Origin of the sequence: Castellaniella hirudinis (assembly GCF_047468865.1) — a bacterium.
GTDB lineage: Bacteria > Pseudomonadota > Gammaproteobacteria > Burkholderiales > Burkholderiaceae_B > Castellaniella > Castellaniella hirudinis_A.
In genome coordinates this window covers 1-19,087 of the sequence record NZ_JBLGTV010000001.1, presented here as the reverse complement: position 1 = coordinate 19,087, position 19,087 = coordinate 1, and the positions used below count along the sequence as shown (strand labels likewise).

The window sequence follows — 19,087 nt, the reverse complement described above, 5'->3', positions numbered from 1 at the left end:
GGACGTTATAAATTAGGATTAGTCGCTAGAACGTAAATCTCTCCAGCAATATCTGGGTATCGTTCTCCTAGCGTCATAAAGGCCTCCATCATCTGTGGAGTCCATGTCGCCTCAATTTGGGCGTTGGACAGGGGCTTCATCCAATATCCTCCAAACAAGTCAATATTCAAGCCCGCCTTGAAAAAGGCCTGTCGGAATGTTTCTGGATTAAATACTCTACGATGACCATGGTGGAGGTCAAGGCTATTTAACGTATCCTCAGCAGGCAATAATCCCATGATGACAGCAGCCTGTCTATGCAAAGAGCGGGCATTGGGCACAGAGCCATAAATTCGCCCCCCAGGAGCCAGCCATGTACGTGCTCTCGATAATACCTCTACTGGATCCTCTACATGTTCAAGGACATGGCCCAAAACAATATTATCAAATTTTTTTGCTGGCTTGAATTCCTCAAAAAGATAGTTTTCCACAGATATCTCAGGGAATCGATTTTTCAAGTCTTCGCAAAACTTTTTAGACCCTTCCACTACTGTTAAATCCATTCCCAACGTCACTAACCTTTGTGTCATAACTCCTTCAGCCGGCCCCATTTCGAGCAGCGTAGAGCCGCGGAAGTGGCGACGCGCAATCAAAAACGAATATATAATTGAATCCGTATTTGCTCCCGCAGCATATAAAGACTCTTTAGATATATTCTCTAGACGAGATTTTTCATCATTACTCATTAGTTTTCCTATTTTCACTGGAAAGGCTTTTTATCTCTCGAAATTAAGACGTAAAGCAATTTTCTTAGACAACCCATCAAGATACATATGAACCGTCGATCTCCACAATTGGACATCAACTTGATGCTCAATTGCATCCATACTGGACCCATCAATATTGAAGTACCCTGGTAAAATATTGAGCCGTTTGGCCCCACAAGAATCATGAAAAGCAACTACCGATTTATTTTCCACAACAGTCTGGCTACGAACATTATTTAGACCCAAAGTTTCAAATGCGCAAAAATACATCAAGGCCACACTCTCAACCGCAGCTAGTGAGCCTTTCTTAATAATCCAACGGCCCCACACCGCAGAAAAACCACAAGAATCAATTTCATAAATTGAAATTAAACCATGAGCCTCTGAAGAAGAACGGCTCTCCACAACGAAATAATAATCCCCTGGACGATCATAATATGCAGACAGCCAATTCAACTGGCTTTCAAGCGAGGGAGGAGTAACATGCAAAAAACGGTTTAGATCAGGATCGCTGCGCAATGCTAAAATCAGGGGAGCATCTTTATCAGCCACAGGGCGCAAACGAAAGCCTGCGCCTTCTACACAAATATCATGCCTCATCACCTACGATCCTATCAATAATCTCTGATACGTTGTCCAGATCTGACAATTCTTTTTCTGAAAAAGCAATACCAAACTCGTCCTCAAGTGCAAACATGATTTCCACATGCTTGAGAGAATCCCACGTAGACAATGCCGCACGTGATGCTTCTAGACTAATCTGCTCTTTCAGCACGGTACTGACGATCTTAACCACAGCTGATTCAACTTGCTGGCGATCCATGCTATCTCCTTATTCCCATGTCAGTGCTACACCTGCGGGCGGCACAAAATTCGCAAGCATATCCGCCTGCAACTCACTACTTCCGAAATTGCCCCCAAGACGATTTTCCGCACTATTAAACCAATCCCGAGCCGGCTGGTTGCGTGGCCCTTCAACAATATGGAACCTAACCTGCCTGCATCCATAAAACAGAGGCATACCGCGCACCGCAGAAAACACAATCGTATCCTCAAGCTGGCGGCCCAACGCTCGGCAACTGATACAAAGCTCCTCGACAACAAGTACGTCATGCTCTCGTACCGCAACCAAGACGGCTATCGTGCCACTGTCGGATAAACGGTCAGTAAGCGAAACTGCCGCAACACATGCATCACCGCGCACCAGGAAAGCAGCCAAGTCTACGTCATTGTAACGGCGCAATGCCAGATTGAACTGATTGGTTTTGCGACACAAATCTGCTAAACGCGGGAGATCGGCAACGGCGTTATAACGCACGTCCAGAGTAATGCCCAGTTCTCGAAAATACTGCCCTGCGTCTCCTATCTCCCGAGCAAGCTTGTCACGCTCGGCATTGGCCTTCATATCTTGAACACGACCAGCATCATCGGCCGATACAGACCAATGCCACAAACCAGGGTAATAATGCAATGCCCGCCATGCCTGTGCCCCAGTCGGGGCAGCAAACAGTGTATGCGCATCAGGGCAGCCGACTGTTACATTCACCAATTCACCCGGATTATCGTCAATGAATAGCACAGCATTCAGTGCAATACGAAGTTGTTGCGCGACTCGACGCAGTGCATCAGCCTTGCTGCCCCAGGAAACCTCAATCACAGAAAAATCATCCCAGCGCACGGGATAATCAGCTCTCCGTGCGAACAACGACCTAACATCCTCGCGCTCATTGCGAGATACAAGGGCAATGAATATCCCTTTTGTTTTCAATGCATACAGTGCTTTCTGAAAAGCCACATGGCCATCTTCCAGCCGCACTCCCTCGACCCCATCTTCTCCCAAAATGCCGGCGTGCAATGTATTGTCCAGATCCACCGCTACTGCCTTGATTGGCGGCAGCAGCAGCCCGGGAATCCATTGGCAGCCCAACCGGCGGGCCAGAGTCACCTGAGCAGAACGCGAAATGGGAGAGCCAGAAATTTTTGCTACCCGGGGATCCAATAAGATGACATTATCCTCTCGGCACGCAGCATCAAGATCCACAACATATATGCCCGGCATACTGGCAGCAAGCGTCTCCAACTGCTGACTGCCAGCATCTTCTTGCCACGCAACCCAGCTTGCCACCAAGATAGGAGCAGTCGTTTTAGATCGAAGATCCAATAATCGGTCGCGCAACCAGTCTGCCCATTCCTCAAAGGCCATCCGGCTACTGTACCGCGAACTATCCAGCCACAAGAGTTCAATTGCCGCCGGTTTCCATTGGGAAAAATCCAGTGTGTCATCATACCCATTGATGCAAAAATCAATCTTCAGGCTCGCGTAATTCAGGAAGGGGCTTAATAAACCCTCGAAAGTCTCAAAATTCTGGTTGCGCCAGACATTGACACGGTGATGCTCAAACACACCAAACGGCAACGCAAGGTTTTGAATGTCCAGCCTGGATGGTTCTGCCGAGAACAAAATCTCCTGCGCTTTGAAGCGTGCCAGAGCACGGTCTACAAGCTTAGACTGAACTTCAGTACTTGCCGTAACAAGAGCATCATCAACCCAGTTAATACGAGACATCATGCTTCCCCATCCAACGCTGATAAGAACTGCCGATAATCGCGGATGTAATCCGCCGGATCGTAGTGCTCACTGGCCAGCACAAGCAATACGCAATCCGGCGTGAAATCATGCATCTCTCGCCAAACCATACTTCTGATAACCAATCCTCGCACGGGGGAATCGAGCAATACATCTTCGCGCCTAACACCATCATCCAGCACCATTCGGCAGCTTCCCGTTACACAAACAGCCACCTGTTGCAAACGCCGATGAGCATGAAAGCCGCGCGACACCCCCGCCTTAGTATCAAACAGGTAATAGACTCGTCTGATATCGAAGGGGACCGTTTTATTCCCCTCCAACGCAACCAATGAGCCACGAGCATCTCCCAATGGAGGGAAATCCACCCAATTAATCAAATCCATCTTCACCTCAACAGAAGCATAATTTCGCTCATTCGACGTTTGTCAACCATAATGTCCATTTTTATGCTGCACGTTTCAATACCCGCAGCTGAATACTATCTTCAGCTTGCAAGTTTAGCCAAACACCTTGTCTCGGGCTCCAAGTGCGTGCTTCGCAACCTTCCCGGCGCGATCAGACATAGCACGTTTCATTGTCCCGCAGTGCCAAAACTGAACCCCACTATAGCGGTGCCCGATGTTGTGCCAGGCCACGAAGCGTAGTGCCCACCGACGACGGGCCTGATCAATCGTAGCAAAGTCAGCTTGGCGCGGCACAATCTGCGAAGGCAGCAAGTGCTGGTCTTCCAGATTGTTGCAGGCGACAGAGATCACTCGCTTTTCTCTGTTCGTCAGCGCATATCTACATAGCCGCCTCTGAGTCTCTCTGCGACCATCCCCCAGTCCCTTGGCACTAGGCGCCAGGTAAGCTAAACCCAGCACCTCACTCGCCTTTGACTGGCAAACGTCACCATTGACCGCTTCATCAATCATTGTCATGGTCATCTGCTTCGTCTTCAGAGGAATCAGTCGTCCCCGTCGGCGCCTCCGATAGTTTGGTTTTTTCGACAGTATCAGCAGCGCTATCGCCTCAGTGTATTGTTTGATTAATTAAATTATTAAAACCTGCTTCTGCAGCTCTCTTGGCGAGGATGGTGGCCGCCGATTTCGTTCAACAAAATGGCTTTGCACTATACGCGTTATGGGTGCCGATGAATTGCAGAATTGGTCGCGTAATTCGCCAATACTGCCGAAGGCACCTCGATAAAGAGATCGGCATTCAAGGCGGGAAAACCAGCGCTCGACAGCGTTTAACCACAAGGCGCTGGTGTGTTTGAAGTACAGCGTGATACGCGGATGCTTGGCCTGCCATGAGCGCACTTCGGCCGTCTTGTGTGTGGAGCTGTTGTCCGAAATCACATGCAGATCCAGCTCCGGCGGCGTGCTGCGTTCAATCTGGCGCATAAGGTCCAGCAACTCGCGTGCCCGATGCCGTTGGGTGGCGCGCCTCGCCACCTGGCATGTCAGGATATCGAAAGCGGCATACAAGCTGGCAATGCCACGGCGCTTGTAATCGTGGGCACAGCGCTCAAGCTGCCCAGGGCGCAGAGGCCGTTGCGGTTGTGTGCGATCCAGCGCCTGAATTTGCGTCTCCTCGTCGGCCGAGAGCACAACAGCGTTCTCAGGAGGGCTCATGCAAAGGTTCGCCACATCGGGTTCACCACATCGACCACTTTCTCGACAAAATGCGGATTGTTGCTAATCTTGAAGTTCTCAATGCGATGTGGCTTCAGATCCGCACCTTGCCAGATCCCACGCAACTGGTACACACTGATGCCAGCATACCGGGCCATCAGCTGCAAACTCCAGTGAGAGACCTCGGCGGGAATCTTTCTGGTAGTGAATGTGAGCATTTCCTTGACCTTCTGTTGTGTGAGCTTGCACGGTTGTCCCGGGCGAGGCAAGCCCGAGAGGCCGGCGATGCCGCGCTCCTGGTAGCGAGCACGCCACTTGAAGACCACGGGTGCCGAGATCCCCAGGCGCTGATCCAGCGCGCTTTTGCGCAGCCACGCTTGAAGTTCCACGCGATCCGCGCTCGACAAAGCGAACGCCGCAGCAGGCTTACCCATGGCAAATATCCTATCGAAGTGGGTAGTTGTCATTTTATGCCAGATTGCTATGTTAATAAACAAATTAATAAAATATTATACTAGCCTGGAAATTTCGTCAGGAGTATAAAAAGAATAGGTAACTCTTGCCCGAAGACCTATGGCTATTGGTTCTTACGCCACATAAATAAAAATAATCACTTACACCAAATCGTACCACTGAACAACTGGACTTTGGGCGCCTCGGACGGCGGTACTTGCAAGCGTATTTCGAGAGTGGCGGCCTCAGTTCGGATAGCGGGCTGACACTGCGCCAGATTGATACCCGCACGAGCCTGTTGCGCATGACAGGTGTCAGAGCGGGCGATGCAGGCCCGGTCTGTTTCAGATTTAGCGGTTATTCTGGATTCTGACAACCGGCGCGTCGCAGGCTGGTTCCTGAGTGATCGGATGACGGCTGATCTGGTCTGCAGTGCCCTGAAGACCGCTTACTTGCGCACAAGCCGGCCCCGGGGCCTGATCATGCATGCCAACCTGGATAGCCACCAGTATGCAGACCTGTCTCATCGCCCGCTGGTGAGTGATTACGACATGCTCGTCTCCAGGTGTCGACGGGCCAATGACTGGGATGACGCGGCGATGGAAAGTTTTTTAAAACCTTGAAAGTGAAACGGATTTACCAAGTTCGCTATGCCACCCGCACACAGGCCCGGCTGGATATCGTCAACTGGATTGAAGGCTTCTATAATCGAACACGCTGGCATTCGGCCATCGGCTGTTGCGCCGGTATACATGATGCAGGCGCTTAACGCAGCATGAACTGCTGTACGTAAAACCGAGGCAAGTTCACCCGAGGAGCATACTATGCCGTCCACACAAACCTTTGGATTTCTTCTCCACTCTCCAGAGCTTATAAATCACTTTGGCCCAGTCTGGTCTCTACTCCCCGCTGGCTCTTTCGAAATTGTACTGATTGACACTCTCCCAGCTGACATTCTGGAAGCAACAAAACAATGGAACAGCCCCGTTATTTCCGCAGATGAGGCCATCCGCACAAACAAGCGATATGACTATTTAATATCCAACCACCCCCAAGCCGGTGCATACCAACCTCCGCTTGTCCAACAACTGGGAAAGCACAATATCCGTTTTATGTACGCCGCTGGTAAATCCGGATGGAATTTGAGCTTCTGGAATCAGATTTACGACGCAATCTTGTGCTTCGGACCATTCCACGCCACAGAGTTCTCAAAAATTTGCGATGCAGCCATCATACCGATGGGCTATCCGAGATTTGACCGCTTTTTCAACGAAAAGCCAAATTTGACGGAACTAAGGGAAAAATATGGCTGCAATCCTAGGAAAAAAACAATTGTTTGGCTACCAACCTGGGATGCCTTATCCTCTGTCGGGCACTTCGACGAGGAAATCGGCGAACTCGCGAGAAATTACAATGTGATTGTAAAGGTTCACCCGCTGATGCCTGCTGCGGAACCCCATCGAGTCAAGGCACTAGCAAGGCAGCCTTTTACAACGCTCATTACAACCGCCCAGGACAATCTACCTCTGTATCAACTAGCCGACTATATGATTTTTGATTATGGCGGCCCACCTATGGCCGCCTTGTACACCGATAAAAACTTCCTTCTTCTCAATGTTCCTGGGGCAAGCAAAGACCCATGCACAGGAGAGAATTCCCCTGATATTTACCTGCGCCAGCATTTCAAAAGCATCGAAGCGGGAGCAGCCGATATAACTAAGTATCTAGAAGACGAGGCTCTCTGGGATGAACAGAAAAAAACACGTTCGCAACTTCGCCCAAGATATTTTTCTCCTTATTTTGGCTTCTCGTCTGTCGTGGCGGCACAAGCTTTATTAAACATGGAGCATATCATCGCGCACCGGAAGGTTCGGCACATGGTAGCATGACTGGATGGTCTTTCCAATTTAGGCAAAACGGCACTCGACCGAGAAAAGGCTCGACAGCTTCGGGCACGGCATCCTAACACTGTGCTGCTGGATGGAGACACATTGCGGCAAATCTTCTCATTCGACAAGGGCCCAACCCCTATGCGGTGAAGGATCGACGCACCAATGCTGAATGCATCTCCGCCGTGTGCGAGATGCCAATTTACTGTTTGATTGATTTGGTTATTAGACACCCGCTGCCGCTCTCGTACGCTACGACTGTAGCAAGGATGGCGACAGAAAATCGACTCATCCGTATACTGAGATATCGACCAAGTAAAAGAACCTTCATAAATCATTATTATGCCCATCAAATTTCCAATCTCCCAGACAATCCATATATTAAACATCCATCCCCGTTTATTGGATCCTCTAGAGCAAAAGGCGATAAATATAATAACCACTATAGAACAAAGCCAAGCCGATTCAATTTGGATGAAATTGATATCATGCGTATTACTAGACCCATCATTGATTTCAATGCTCTGGCCCGAGACTTGCGAGAAAAACCAAAACCTGATTCCTACAATCCGTCAAATAAAACAAAAATCATGGAATCCAAAAGCCGAAGAAAGCTTAACTATAAATAAAAATCAATGGTTAGCAGAAAACGGAGATCCAAATAATTCCAACGGCCTAATATACAGCTTGCTAAACGACTTACAAAGTACCGACCTTACCGCAGGTGATTCATTCCAGAACCTATCGCGCTACTATATTTGGCGTGACTTGATTGTTGTTCATTTAGCAGCACCAGAATTAGCATATCTTCAATTAAAGATATTTCAATTGCTTTATATGCAAGCAACTCAGTGGGGGAAGCCATACGCTGCCGGTTATGCTTACCAAGGCTACGAGCGCATAGGTATTGCCGGAGCCAAGCCGACTCAGCAGCGACTACAGAAATATGAATTTCTACCTTGGTTGAAACCTCACATGCATGTTTTAGAGATTGGCTGCAATAACGGATTCATGGCATTGGAAATAGCTCGCCATGTTGACCACGTAAAAGCAATAGAATTTAATCCCTATTTAGTTGAAATAGGAAGAATAACCAGCGCGGAATTTCAACAAAAAAACGTACATTTTGAAGTTGCTGATTTCCCCATATGGGAGACAAATGAACAATACGATATAGTTATCTCATTTGCCAATCACTGCACCATTGATGGCAATCTCTCGATGGATTTTGAAGATTATATAGCTAAAATATGGAAAATAACCAAGCATGACGGATATTTTTTATTTGAAACCCATAATGTATTTGGCCCCGGAACCGGAAAGCCAGGAGACGACGGAGATTTAGATAAAAAATTTGACATAGTGGAGTGCTATTTTGAATATATAGACTCAAAAATGACACAGCGGTTTATTCCAAAATACGATATAGACAAATTGTTTGTCATTCTAAGAAAAAGGGATAAAATAATTATAAAGCCACAGAGAAAAATGGATCTAAATACCGCCAAAAAGAGATTCAACTTTTCAGAAAACCCTTTTCCCAGCACAGATTCAGAGAAATAATAAATCATCTCTGATAAACCCTCAAAATCCGCATGAGTATTGTATCTTCGAGTAACACCCGATAGCTGGAACCCCCAGTTTATTGTCCAATGGAAACCATTTTCTGGGAGTTTTGCCTTCATGTTCACCTGCCCCGCCACCGACGATTTCTTCCGCGCCCGCCTCGACCAGATGATTGATCTTCGCCATCCGCTGGCGGCGCTAGCCTCGCGCCTGCCGTAGCAAGAGATCGAGGCAGCGATGGCACATCTGTTTGTTTGCAAGGCCCAACTGAGCCATCAGGCTGTGCGCGATGCCCTGGGCGAGGTCCTGGAAAAGGCCCGGCGTATTGCCGCTCAGAGTGCGCAGCGCAAGGCCGTCAACGGGCAGCCCAAGCTGTATGCCTGGCACGCCCCGGAGGTCAGCTGCATCAGCAAGGGCAAGGCGCGCCATCCTTACGAATTCGGTGTGAAGGTGGGCATTGCCACCACCTTCAAAGGCAACCTGATCGTGGGCGCCCGGGCGTTTCACGGCAACCCGTATGACGGGCACACGCTGCACGCTCAACTGGAACAGGCCACGATCCTGATGCAGGACTGCGCGGGGGCGCCCGAGACGGTGTTTGTCGATCTGGGCTACCGGGGTGTGGATGCTGAGAACCCGATGGTGCGTGTCGTACACCGGGGCAAGCCCAAGCGGCTGACGGCGCTGGAGAGAAAGCAGCTCAAGCGGCGTCAGGCCATTGAGCCCATCATCGGCCACTTGAAGGCGAATCATCGAATGGATCGCTGCCACCTGAAAGGCGAGCACGGCGACCGGCTGCACGCCGTGCTGTGCGCGGCGGGCTACAACATCAAGTGGCTGCTGCGCATGATTGCCAAGAAGGGCGTGCCCTTCTTGTGGCGTCTTTTTTTGCATCTGCAAAAAGACATCGATACAGGCCGATTCTGGTCGATCTTGGCTTCACGGCGGCCCAGCGGCCGAATCAATAACCGTGTCAACTCAACACAACCGCTGCTTCTGGCGGCGTGAAGTGGCCCCTGACTGTCGAAATGAATATTTCAGGGTTGACTATAAAATCTTAATTTAATTGGTGATAAAGATGATTTCACATAAAAACCTACGAAATTATTATGATAATGGATTTAAAAATACAGCCGGCTGGTGCAGCGAAAAAAACTTCGACGTAATGGAAATTTTAGATAACGTCGAAATCAATAAAAATGGAGGATGCATGGAAATAGGCATCCATCATGGTAAATTCTTCATCATGCTGAACTGCCTTGTGGATGAAAAATATCCTTCGTTTGCGATTGATGTATTTGATGATCAAAGCCTGAACATAGATCGATCAGGGAAGGGAAATCTAGATGCCTTTAAGACCAACCTAATCAATCACGACAGACACAATGGCTCTAATGTCAAGATAATCAAGGGAGACTCAACTGACCCGTCTCTCAGATTACGCGATACAATTGGCCTAGGCACTATGCGTTTTATTTCTATTGACGGGGGACACACAGCAGAGCATACGGTTTCTGATCTTATACTAGCAAATGACCTTGTAAATAACCAAGGAATTGTTATTCTTGATGATATTTTAAATTACCATTGGCTGGGCGTAATAGAAGGAACTGCTAAATTTATAAGCTTCCATCCAACACTGGTTCCATTTGCAATCGGGTACAATAAACTCTACATGTGCAAACTAAGCTTCAAAGAGTTTTATTATAAAACCTTCGAGGAAAGCGCGCTAAAGACGAAGCTTGTTAACTTTTTCGGACATTCTATTGTCGCGCTGTGAAGCCCCTCGGCAAACTCTCGACAAGCCCCTTGCCACGGCATGCGCGAAGTCAACGTCACCTGTGGATAGCAAAGAAAGAAATCATCAATAACGGGGAGTCGAACATGCCCCCCAGAAAACAGCCTTCATAGGACAAAAAATTGAGAGTTCCTACTATCGGATGTTGCCCGAAGAAATAATATTAGACGCCATCACGCAGGCAAATCCAGAATCTCGACAAAAGGACAACATAATCGACAAATCAATATTGCCAAAAAGCTATACTCATTAAAAAACACCAGATCACCCATTCAAACCAACCTCCTGATCATGATCCTCTGGCTCATCGGCCTATCCGGCTCCGGCAAGACCACGTTGGGCAGCGAAATGGCCCGGCAACTTCGTGCCCGACACCCCAACACGGTACTGCTCGATGGCGACACCCTGCGTCAGGTCTTTTCCTTCGACCAGGGTTCCGACCCCTACACGGTCGAGGGCCGACGGATCAACGCGGAACGCATCGCCTCCCTGTGCGAGATGCTGGACCGGCAAGGCATCCATGTCATCTGCTGCATTCTGTCGATCTTCGACGACATGCGACGCGCCAACCGGGCCCGCTTCAGCCGCTATTTCGAAATATTCATGGATGCGCCTCTGGAAGCCCTGCGCCGACGAGACGTCAAGGGGCTGTATGCGGCAGCCGACAGCGGCCAGACCCCAAACGTCGTCGGTGTGCATATTCGGTTTGAACCGCCCTCCCATCCCGACATGGTGATTGATTCCTCCGGCGACGCCCCCGACATCCCAAGCCTGGCCGCACAAGCCCTGGCAAGGGCGGGATTAGGAGCTTCCACATGACGGCGCCCGTCTACCCTTACGCATCAGGCAACCTGCTGGAAAACCGGAATACTTATTTCTACGCCGCATTCGGGGGACGCGCCTTTCTACAAGCCTGGCAGCGCCAAAGAACGGCCGCTTTGGCCGCATGCCACGCAAACCCATACGCGGCTACCGCGCGGGAAGACCCGGCGCCCATCGTCCAGGCCCTGCGACGACTGCAATGCGCGCTACATCTTCCCGAATGCCCTGCCGAGACATGGGACACGCTGGATCATGTGCTGCAGCGCTTCGAAGTATCCAAACGGCTGCATGACGACTATACAAGGACTTGGCGGCCTAAAGACCCTATGCACTACCATGGCCTGGAGCGTTATCTGCTGCTGGCCGAAGTGCTGGGGCAAGCGACGGCCTTGACCACCGACCTGCGCTACCTCAGCGGCCTGCTCAAATGTGTCGATACACTGACTGCGGACGGCATGGTGCCAATGACCAAGCACATCAGCAGCATGCGTCTGGGTGCCATTCTGGATCAGGAACGGACACTGGTGGATCAAGTCGCCAAACGCCCACGGCCCCATCTCGCCCCAGCAGATCTCCCGATTGTTTCAAAACCGCGCACCACCCCCACGATGTTGCGGGGCATCGGTCTGATCGCCGCCCCCACCGCCAGATCGCAAGCCTACATCCAGACACTGGAAGCCAACGGCCTATACCCGGAATTCGTCCTGCTGCTGGGCAAGCACACCGCTCCCGACTTTCCGTCCAACGCCTTATCCTCTCCTCTACGACATGGCATCGCACTCGTCAACCCGGACGAATCCGTCATCACCACCTGCCGCCGGGCCGGTATTCATACCCGGGCGGTCGAAGCGGCCAGCATTAATGATGCGCCAGCGATGGATGCCATCCGGCAATTGCGCCCCCACACACTGATCTATTCCGGCGCGGGCGGCCAAATCGTTTCACCCGAGGCACTGGGCCTGGGGGCGCGATTTCTGCATATGCACGCAGGCCGCATACCCGACTACCGGGGCAGCACCACGATCTACTATGCGCTGCTGAACGGTGCCCCGCCCACCGTCACAGCAATCTTTCTAGATGCGCAAATCGACACTGGCGGCATCCTGGCCCGCTATGACTACCCCGTGCCCGACCAAGGCATCGACGTTGATCAGATTTACGATGCCTCCATCCGCGCCGACACACTGGCCCGGCTGCTGCACGATTACGCATCCACTGGATCATTCCCATCTCCCCAACCTCAGCAACCGGACGAGGGGTCAAGCTATTTCGTCATCCACCCTGTTCTGAAGCACTTGGCGATCCTGGGCCTACCGATACAAAACCATGACTGACGACACGCGGACGAGCCGAGCATTCACTTTCGGCACCAAAGCCGAAACACTGCACAACCTGACCGGTCGCATTCAGTCCGGGATCATCGCAAAACCGTACTACTTTTCCTGCGATCAGTGGCTTGCCGACTCCGCGCGGATATTGGCTGCCATCCAGGCCCAGTTCAGCGGTTTGTCCATTGCCGTGCGATCCAGCGCCTTGGCGGAAGACGCGGAAACGACCTCCATGGCGGGCGCATTTCTCAGCATTCTGGATGTCGCCGCCTCGGATCGCAATGCCTTGGACACGGCCATCCAACGCGTCGTGCGATCCATGACCGGCAACCCTAAAGACCAAGTGCTGATCCAGGCCATGGCCCGCGACATCGTCGTCAGCGGGGTCGTCATGACCTATGACATGGTGCATGGCGCACCCTACTTCTGCATTGACTATGATGACGAAACCGGGCGCACCGACGCCATAACCAGCGGCAATGGCGTCCACAAAAGCCTGTACGTGCATCGACAATGCCCCGAAGCGCTCATCCGATCAGACCGCATCGCGGCCATTCTGCGGCTTGCGCGCGAGCTGGAAGAAACCTGCCATTGTGCTGCACTGGACATCGAATTCGGCCTGGACAGCCAGGGGACAATGCACCTGTTCCAGGTTCGTCGCATCGCCCTGGCGCGCAACTGGCACCCCGTCACCGAACGCCGCGTCCACCGTCAATTGGCTCAGGCCGAACGGTTCATAGAACACGCTTCCCTGCCCCGGCCAGGCATACTGGGTTCACACACCATACTGGCCATCATGCCGGACTGGAACCCGGCCGAAATCATCGGGACGACACCGCGCCCATTGGCCGCCTCCTTGTACAGGCACCTGATCACCGAAAGAACCTGGAGCCTGGCGCGTACCCGAATGGGTTACCGAGACACGGGGCCCATCGAACTGATGGCTTGTATTAATCATCACCCCTACATCGATGTCCGCAACAGCTTCAATTCGTTCCTGCCCGCCGACCTGCCGGATGATGTGGGCAGCCGCTTGGTGAATGCCTGGCTGCAGCGACTGGAAGATCACCCCGAATTTCACGACAAGGTCGAGTTCGAAATTGTATCGACCTGCCTGGACCTCAGTTGGGACACGGTATTTCCCAACCGCTATCCCGGCCTGCTTGTCCCGACCGAGCTGGCCGAATACCGCGAAGCCCTGTGCAAGCTGACATCCACCAGCCTGCGCCCAGGATCAGACAATACGCTGGATCAAGCCATTGCAGACGCCAACCGGCTGGATGCCGAACTGGCTCGGCGGCAGCCGGTCGGCCCTGACCTGGCCTGGGCGGTGCATCTGCTGGATCGCTGCAAGACGTTGGGCACCCTGCCTTTCTCGGTAGCCGCCCGACATGCGTTCATCGCCGAAGCCCTGCTGCGATCGGCCGTTCAGCGCAAGGCGCTGACACAAGACCGACTGGCGCAGTTCAAGCGCAGCATCAACACGGTCACCCGCGACCTACTGACGGATTATCGGGCAGCAGGCACCGACTGCCTGGCCCGAGAGAGATTCTTCCGCCGATATGGCCATCTGCGGCCGGGCACCTATGAAATCACCTCGCTGCGCTATGACGAGCGCGACGATCTATTCTCGGATATGGCGCCGGGCAAGCCCCTGCCGGTGGCTAATTCCTTCGCCCCCACCGCCCAGGAAACACAGGATCTTGACGCCTTGCTATCCGGTGCCGGTCTCACCGGAATCACGACCTCGATCCTACTGGCACATGCCGCCCAAGCCATTGCCGCCCGGGAGCAAATCAAATTTGTCTTTACCCGGTGCCTGTCCGACGCGCTCTCGGCCATCATCCGATGGGGGGCGGCCCATGGCCTGTCGCGGGATGACCTATCTTTCCTGGACTGGGACTCGATCCGCGCTTCGCAGTACCAGGCCATCATGGACGATGTGGATCGCTATTATCTCGATCAGGCAAACCAGGCACGACGATCCATGGACGCCGCCCATGCCCTGCGCCTCAGCCATATCCTGTTCAGCGGTCGAGACATCCATGTTGCCACCATGAACCGCAGCGTGCCCAATTTCATCGGCCTCGGGCGCGCCACAGGCGCCATCGTGCGCCTGAACGCCAACACACCCTCCACCATCCAGATTCAAGGCAAGATCGTCTGCATCGAAAACGCAGACCCAGGCTTCGACTGGATTTTCACCAAATCACCGGGCGCCTTGATCACGCAATACGGCGGCGCCAATTCCCACATGGCCGTGCGCTGCGCAGAGCTGGGCCTGCCTGCCGCCATCGGCGTCGGCGAACAAATTTATCGCCGAATAGCCAATGCCCATCACGTGGAGCTGAATTGTGCAGAAAACATTCTTCGACCCATCGAAACAATCTGAACCAATCCGCATCGGCCTGACCATGCGCATTATGTCTGCGCCTCACTACACCGAGCCCAGGGACGCCATCGCCCAGGATTGGGCCGTATTCCTAGCCGCCGCATTGCCCGAAGCCGCCTGGCTGCCCCTGCCCAACCTAGGCCAAGGGCGTATCCGCGCATACTGCAAGACCTGGGGCGTAAACCGCCTGATTCTGACAGGCGGAGACGACATCGGCACCACGCCCCTGCGCGATGAAACCGAACACGCGCTGCTGTCATGGGCGGATGAAACAGACCTGCCAGTACTTGGCGTCTGCCGCGGCATGCAACTGATGGCCCTGCACGCGGGTTGCCCATTGATTCCCAAGCCGGGCCATGCCGGCACCCGCCATCCCATCAGCGGCAGGATATCCAAAGAGGTAAACAGCTTCCACGCCAACACACTGCGCACATGCCCGGCAGGCTTCAGCGTGCTGGCATCGGCCCCGGATGGCACAATCGAAGCCATGCAAAGCACCCGCAAGCCCTGGGAAGCCTGGATGTGGCATCCAGAGCGCGAACCCGCCCCTTTCGACCCTGCCGACAAATCAAGAATTCGACAGCTGTTTCTATGAAAGCCATTATCCTCGCTGCCGGACGCGGTAGCCGCATGCGGCGCATGACCGACGACCGCCCGAAATGCCTGGTCGAGTTCCAAGGCCGCGCGCTACTGGATCACCAGATCAGCGCCCTGCGTGCTGCCGGCATCCAGGACATCGGCATCGTCACCGGCTATCGCCGGGAGATGCTGGCTGGGCGCGCGTCCCGGGAATTCCACAATGCCCGCTGGCCTAATACCAATATGGTCGCATCGCTGGCCTGTGCCCGGGAATGGCTACTTCAGGCGGCATGCATTATCAGCTATTCAGACATTTTCTATGAGCCCGAAGCCATATCCCTGTTGATGGCCTCGCAGGCAGACTTGTCCATCACCTATGACCCGGACTGGCTGGACATCTGGCAGCGGCGGTTCAGCGACCCGCTGTCTGACGCGGAAACATTCCGGCTGCATGCCGACGGCACACTGGCCGAAATCGGCAATCAGGCGGATTCCATACAGGCCATTCAGGGACAATACATGGGACTGCTGCGAGTCAGCCCGGCAGGATGGGCGGAGATCGCAACAATCCGCGAAGGGCTACCTGCTCCACAACAAGACAGGATGCACATGACAGGAACGCTGCAAGCCATCATCCAGGCCGGAAGATTACCCATCGAGGCGATACCCTACCAGGGCGTCTGGGGAGAAGTGGACAGCGCAACGGATTTGGAGGCTTATGGGTGAGCGAGGGGTGAGCAATTTTCTGTGCTCACCGTCCCGCTGTGTCCACCCGAGTTTGTCGTGGTCAAGTATTAATGGACACGGAGATAGGGGCTATGAGCTAGTCATCCCTGACAAACTCTCGAAACCCGCATGAGTATTCCTGAGTTCGACAGTTTGAGCCTCACTCATTGATGAAGATGCAGCAATACTGCGGGTTTCAACAAATCTCGCTGTTTTATTTGTAATGGCACGTTGTGGGTGAATTTTGTTGACGTATCGCTATGATTAATAGTATCGTAGTGGCATGTTCATCAAGGTCACCAAGTCGGGTTCTCGCCGCTATGTGCAGCTGGTGGAGGCCTATCGAGATGGCGCGGGGCGCCCCAAGCAGCGCACCGTGGCTACGCTCGGACGCCTGGACCAGATAGGTGATTCGATCAAGTCCATGCACGATGGGCTCTCACGCATCCTGGGGGTGGCGCCCTTACCGGACGCGGGTAATGGCACAGCCCGTTTTGATTCTTCCCGGGCGTTCGGTGACCTCTGGGTGTTGACTCAAATCTGGAAGCAACTGGGGCTGGATCGGCTGCGCGCAGTATTGCGCCAGCGCACACGCCACAAGATCGACCTGGAAGCGCTGCTGCGCATCATGGTGTTCAATCGTCTGTGCGATGCGGATTCAAAGCTGGGCGCCGTGCGTTGGCTGCAAACCGTGAGCCTGCCCGATCTGGAGCTGGCAGCGGTGGGGCACCAGCAGTTGCTGCGCACCATGGATGCGGTGGTGGAACATCACGCCGCCATCGATCAGGCGCTGGTACAAGCCGTCAAACCCTTGGTCAGCGACGATCTGTCGGTGGTCTTCTACGACATGACCACGATCCGGGCCGAAGGCCTATCCCAGCAAGCGAACGACATCCGTCAGTTCGGCATGTCCAAGGAAGGCGTCATTGCCCGTCAGTTCATGCTGGGATTAGTGCAGACGGCAGACGGCGTACCGCTCTATCACGAAGTCTTCGAGGGCAATACGGCCGAGGTGGGGACGCTGAAGGCGTCGCTACAGAAGGTGCTGGATCGCTTCCCTGTGCAACGGGTCATCGCCGTGGCGGATCGAGGCTTGCTCTCGATCGACAATCTGGCCGAACTCCAAGCCATGCGTCTGCCCAACGGCCAAGTGCTGGAATTCATCCTGGCTGTGCCGGGGCGTCGGTATGGAGAGTTCGCCGAGCTGTTCGAGCCCCTCAACCAGGCGGCTGCGGTGGCCAACGACCCGGAGATCGTGGGCGAGCAGACCTGGCAGGACTTGCGACTGGTCGTGGCCCATGATCGGCACCGGGCCGCCGAACAAACGGCCCAGCGTGACCAGAAGATTGCTGCACTGGAAACTCAGGCGGCCCAGTGGGTAGGCAAACTCGATGCCCAGGATGCCGGGGTACGCGGCAAAGGCCGCAAGCTCTCCGATGGCGGTGCGCGGGCACGGTTCTATCACGCGGTATGCGAGGCACACCTGCGGCGCATCATCCGGGTGGATCTCAAAAGCGAACTCTTCACCTACCAGATCGACGAACAGGCTCTGGCCCTGGCACGCGCCATGGATGGCAAGCTGCTGCTGGTCACCAACGTCCCGGACCTGGCTCCTGAAGAGATTATCAGTCGCTACAAATCCCTGGCGGATATCGAGCGCGGCTTCAAGGTCCTTAAATCCGACCTCGAGATCGGCCCCGTCTACCACCGACTGCCCGAACGCATCCGGGCGCACGCCATGATCTGCTTTATCGCCCTGGTGCTGCAGCGGGTGATGCGCCTGCGCCTGCGCGAGAGGCCTGTGCCTGATGTCGTGTCGCCCGAACGCGCACTGGCGATGCTGCGTCGCATCCAGACCCATCGAGTGGTGCTGCCGGGCGGCAAGCCCGTGATGGGGGTCTCGAATATCGATGCCGAACAGTTGACGATCCTGAAGAGCCTGCAGGTCGAAAAACCGACTGCAGCTGCGGAATTCGTCAATCTGTAGTGGAGCGTTTTTAAATCTGGTTCTTATAAATCAATAAGTTGCGGGTGTAACTGTCGAACTCGGGTGACCACGACGGCTCGCCTGAGCGTGCTCACGCAGCACGCGATAAAACGTCGATTCACTGCCCAGGTAAACCCCCTTATCAGCTAAACGCGGGACGATTTGTGAAGGGGGCAAGCTCTGGTATTCCGGGCTGTTGCAAGCGGCAAGAATTTCTTGCTTCTCACTGGCCGTCAGCGCATGTCGGCATGGCCCTCTTTGTGCGCCTTTACGACCGTCGCCCAGGCTCTGGGCATCACGCCAGCGTCGCAGCGTACGGCAAGTCAAACCCAGCACCTCACACGCCTTGGACTGGCGTGCGCCACACTCAACCGCTTCATCAATCAGTGTCATGGTCATCTGCTTCATCTCCAGAGGAATCAGTCTTCCTCGTCGGTGCCCCAGATGGCCTGGGCTTTTTTTGATAGCGTCAGCAGCGCCGCCGCTTCGGCCAGCGCTCTCTCCTTTCTACGTAATTCGTCGGCCCTGCATAATCCCAGCAACCCGCATGAACACTGAGCATTCTAGCTATATCCGATATCCATAACTCCCAGTT

Annotated in this window: 19 protein-coding genes and 2 pseudogenes; 13 read left to right on the top strand and 8 right to left on the bottom strand. The window is 53.5% G+C overall.

What is annotated here, in order from left to right:
* Positions 1-5: 5 nt before the first annotated feature.
* The 7 genes and pseudogenes from ACMHYJ_RS00105 to ACMHYJ_RS00075 form a co-directional block, all read right to left on the bottom strand.
* Positions 6-725, bottom strand: a complete 720-nt coding sequence (locus ACMHYJ_RS00105) for a class I SAM-dependent methyltransferase (RefSeq protein WP_414244163.1) — start codon at positions 723-725, stop codon at positions 6-8.
* 30 nt (positions 726-755) lie between these two features.
* Entirely contained in the window at positions 756-1,346 is a 591-nt protein-coding gene (locus ACMHYJ_RS00100) for a GNAT family N-acetyltransferase (protein ID WP_414244162.1), read from the bottom strand.
* A complete protein-coding gene (locus ACMHYJ_RS00095) occupies positions 1,336-1,569 on the bottom strand; it encodes an acyl carrier protein (RefSeq protein WP_414244161.1) in 234 nt (77 codons plus the stop codon). The genes ACMHYJ_RS00100 and ACMHYJ_RS00095 overlap by 11 nt, the downstream gene beginning before the upstream one ends.
* 9 nt (positions 1,570-1,578) lie before the next feature.
* The gene (locus ACMHYJ_RS00090; RefSeq protein ID WP_414244160.1) at positions 1,579-3,315 is read right to left on the bottom strand and encodes an HAD-IIIC family phosphatase; all 1,737 of its coding nucleotides are present in this window, start codon (positions 3,313-3,315) and stop codon (positions 1,579-1,581) included.
* The gene (locus tag ACMHYJ_RS00085) at positions 3,312-3,719 is read right to left on the bottom strand and encodes a sugar 3,4-ketoisomerase (protein WP_414244159.1); all 408 of its coding nucleotides are present in this window, start codon (positions 3,717-3,719) and stop codon (positions 3,312-3,314) included. The genes ACMHYJ_RS00090 and ACMHYJ_RS00085 overlap by 4 nt, the downstream gene beginning before the upstream one ends.
* Before the next feature lie 114 nt (positions 3,720-3,833).
* On the bottom strand, positions 3,834-4,256 hold the full coding sequence (locus tag ACMHYJ_RS00080) for a hypothetical protein (RefSeq protein WP_414244158.1): 423 nt from the start codon (positions 4,254-4,256) through the stop codon (positions 3,834-3,836).
* Positions 4,257-4,434: 178 nt separating this feature from the next.
* Positions 4,435-5,386: pseudogene (locus ACMHYJ_RS00075) on the bottom strand (IS630 family transposase); the annotation flags it as partial.
* Between the two features lie 429 nt (positions 5,387-5,815).
* Here ACMHYJ_RS00075 and ACMHYJ_RS00070 point away from each other — a divergent pair.
* The 13 genes and pseudogenes from ACMHYJ_RS00070 (at position 5,816) to ACMHYJ_RS00010 (ending at position 18,492) form a co-directional block, all read left to right on the top strand.
* Positions 5,816-6,028, top strand: a complete 213-nt coding sequence (locus ACMHYJ_RS00070) for a hypothetical protein (RefSeq protein ID WP_414244157.1) — start codon at positions 5,816-5,818, stop codon at positions 6,026-6,028.
* 2 nt (positions 6,029-6,030) lie between these two features.
* Positions 6,031-6,174, top strand: a complete 144-nt coding sequence (locus tag ACMHYJ_RS00065; RefSeq protein ID WP_414244819.1) for a hypothetical protein — start codon at positions 6,031-6,033, stop codon at positions 6,172-6,174.
* Positions 6,175-6,229: 55 nt separating this feature from the next.
* Positions 6,230-7,294: a CDP-glycerol glycerophosphotransferase family protein gene (locus tag ACMHYJ_RS00060; protein WP_414244156.1), complete on the top strand. Its 1,065-nt coding sequence runs from the start codon at positions 6,230-6,232 to the stop codon at positions 7,292-7,294.
* Complete coding sequence (locus tag ACMHYJ_RS00055) at positions 7,295-7,444, top strand: adenylyl-sulfate kinase (protein ID WP_414244818.1); 150 nt, start codon at positions 7,295-7,297, stop codon at positions 7,442-7,444.
* Between the two features lie 192 nt (positions 7,445-7,636).
* Complete coding sequence (locus ACMHYJ_RS00050) at positions 7,637-8,857, top strand: class I SAM-dependent methyltransferase (RefSeq protein WP_414244155.1); 1,221 nt, start codon at positions 7,637-7,639, stop codon at positions 8,855-8,857.
* 318 nt (positions 8,858-9,175) lie between these two features.
* A pseudogene (locus ACMHYJ_RS00045) lies at positions 9,176-9,739 on the top strand (transposase); the annotation flags it as partial.
* 199 nt (positions 9,740-9,938) lie between these two features.
* On the top strand, positions 9,939-10,640 hold the full coding sequence (locus ACMHYJ_RS00040; RefSeq protein ID WP_414244154.1) for a class I SAM-dependent methyltransferase: 702 nt from the start codon (positions 9,939-9,941) through the stop codon (positions 10,638-10,640).
* A gap of 309 nt (positions 10,641-10,949) precedes the next feature.
* A complete protein-coding gene (locus tag ACMHYJ_RS00035) occupies positions 10,950-11,477 on the top strand; it encodes an adenylyl-sulfate kinase (protein WP_414244153.1) in 528 nt (175 codons plus the stop codon).
* A complete protein-coding gene (locus ACMHYJ_RS00030) occupies positions 11,474-12,814 on the top strand; it encodes a hypothetical protein (RefSeq protein ID WP_414244152.1) in 1,341 nt (446 codons plus the stop codon). Before ACMHYJ_RS00035 ends, ACMHYJ_RS00030 begins: the two co-directional genes overlap by 4 nt.
* Positions 12,807-15,200 carry a PEP/pyruvate-binding domain-containing protein gene (locus ACMHYJ_RS00025; RefSeq protein WP_414244151.1) on the top strand — a complete coding sequence of 798 codons (2,394 nt, stop codon included), beginning with the start codon at positions 12,807-12,809 and terminating at the stop codon, positions 15,198-15,200. Before ACMHYJ_RS00030 ends, ACMHYJ_RS00025 begins: the two co-directional genes overlap by 8 nt.
* A gap of 22 nt (positions 15,201-15,222) precedes the next feature.
* Positions 15,223-15,795: a gamma-glutamyl-gamma-aminobutyrate hydrolase family protein gene (locus tag ACMHYJ_RS00020; protein WP_414244150.1), complete on the top strand. Its 573-nt coding sequence runs from the start codon at positions 15,223-15,225 to the stop codon at positions 15,793-15,795.
* On the top strand, positions 15,792-16,505 hold the full coding sequence (locus tag ACMHYJ_RS00015) for a phosphocholine cytidylyltransferase family protein (RefSeq protein ID WP_414244149.1): 714 nt from the start codon (positions 15,792-15,794) through the stop codon (positions 16,503-16,505). The genes ACMHYJ_RS00020 and ACMHYJ_RS00015 overlap by 4 nt, the downstream gene beginning before the upstream one ends.
* A gap of 283 nt (positions 16,506-16,788) precedes the next feature.
* Complete coding sequence (locus ACMHYJ_RS00010) at positions 16,789-18,492, top strand: IS1634 family transposase (protein WP_414244148.1); 1,704 nt, start codon at positions 16,789-16,791, stop codon at positions 18,490-18,492.
* Between the two features lie 30 nt (positions 18,493-18,522).
* Here ACMHYJ_RS00010 and ACMHYJ_RS00005 read toward each other — a convergent pair whose 3' ends face one another.
* A complete protein-coding gene (locus ACMHYJ_RS00005; protein WP_414244147.1) occupies positions 18,523-18,885 on the bottom strand; it encodes a helix-turn-helix domain-containing protein in 363 nt (120 codons plus the stop codon).
* Between the last annotated feature and the right edge of the window lie 202 nt (positions 18,886-19,087).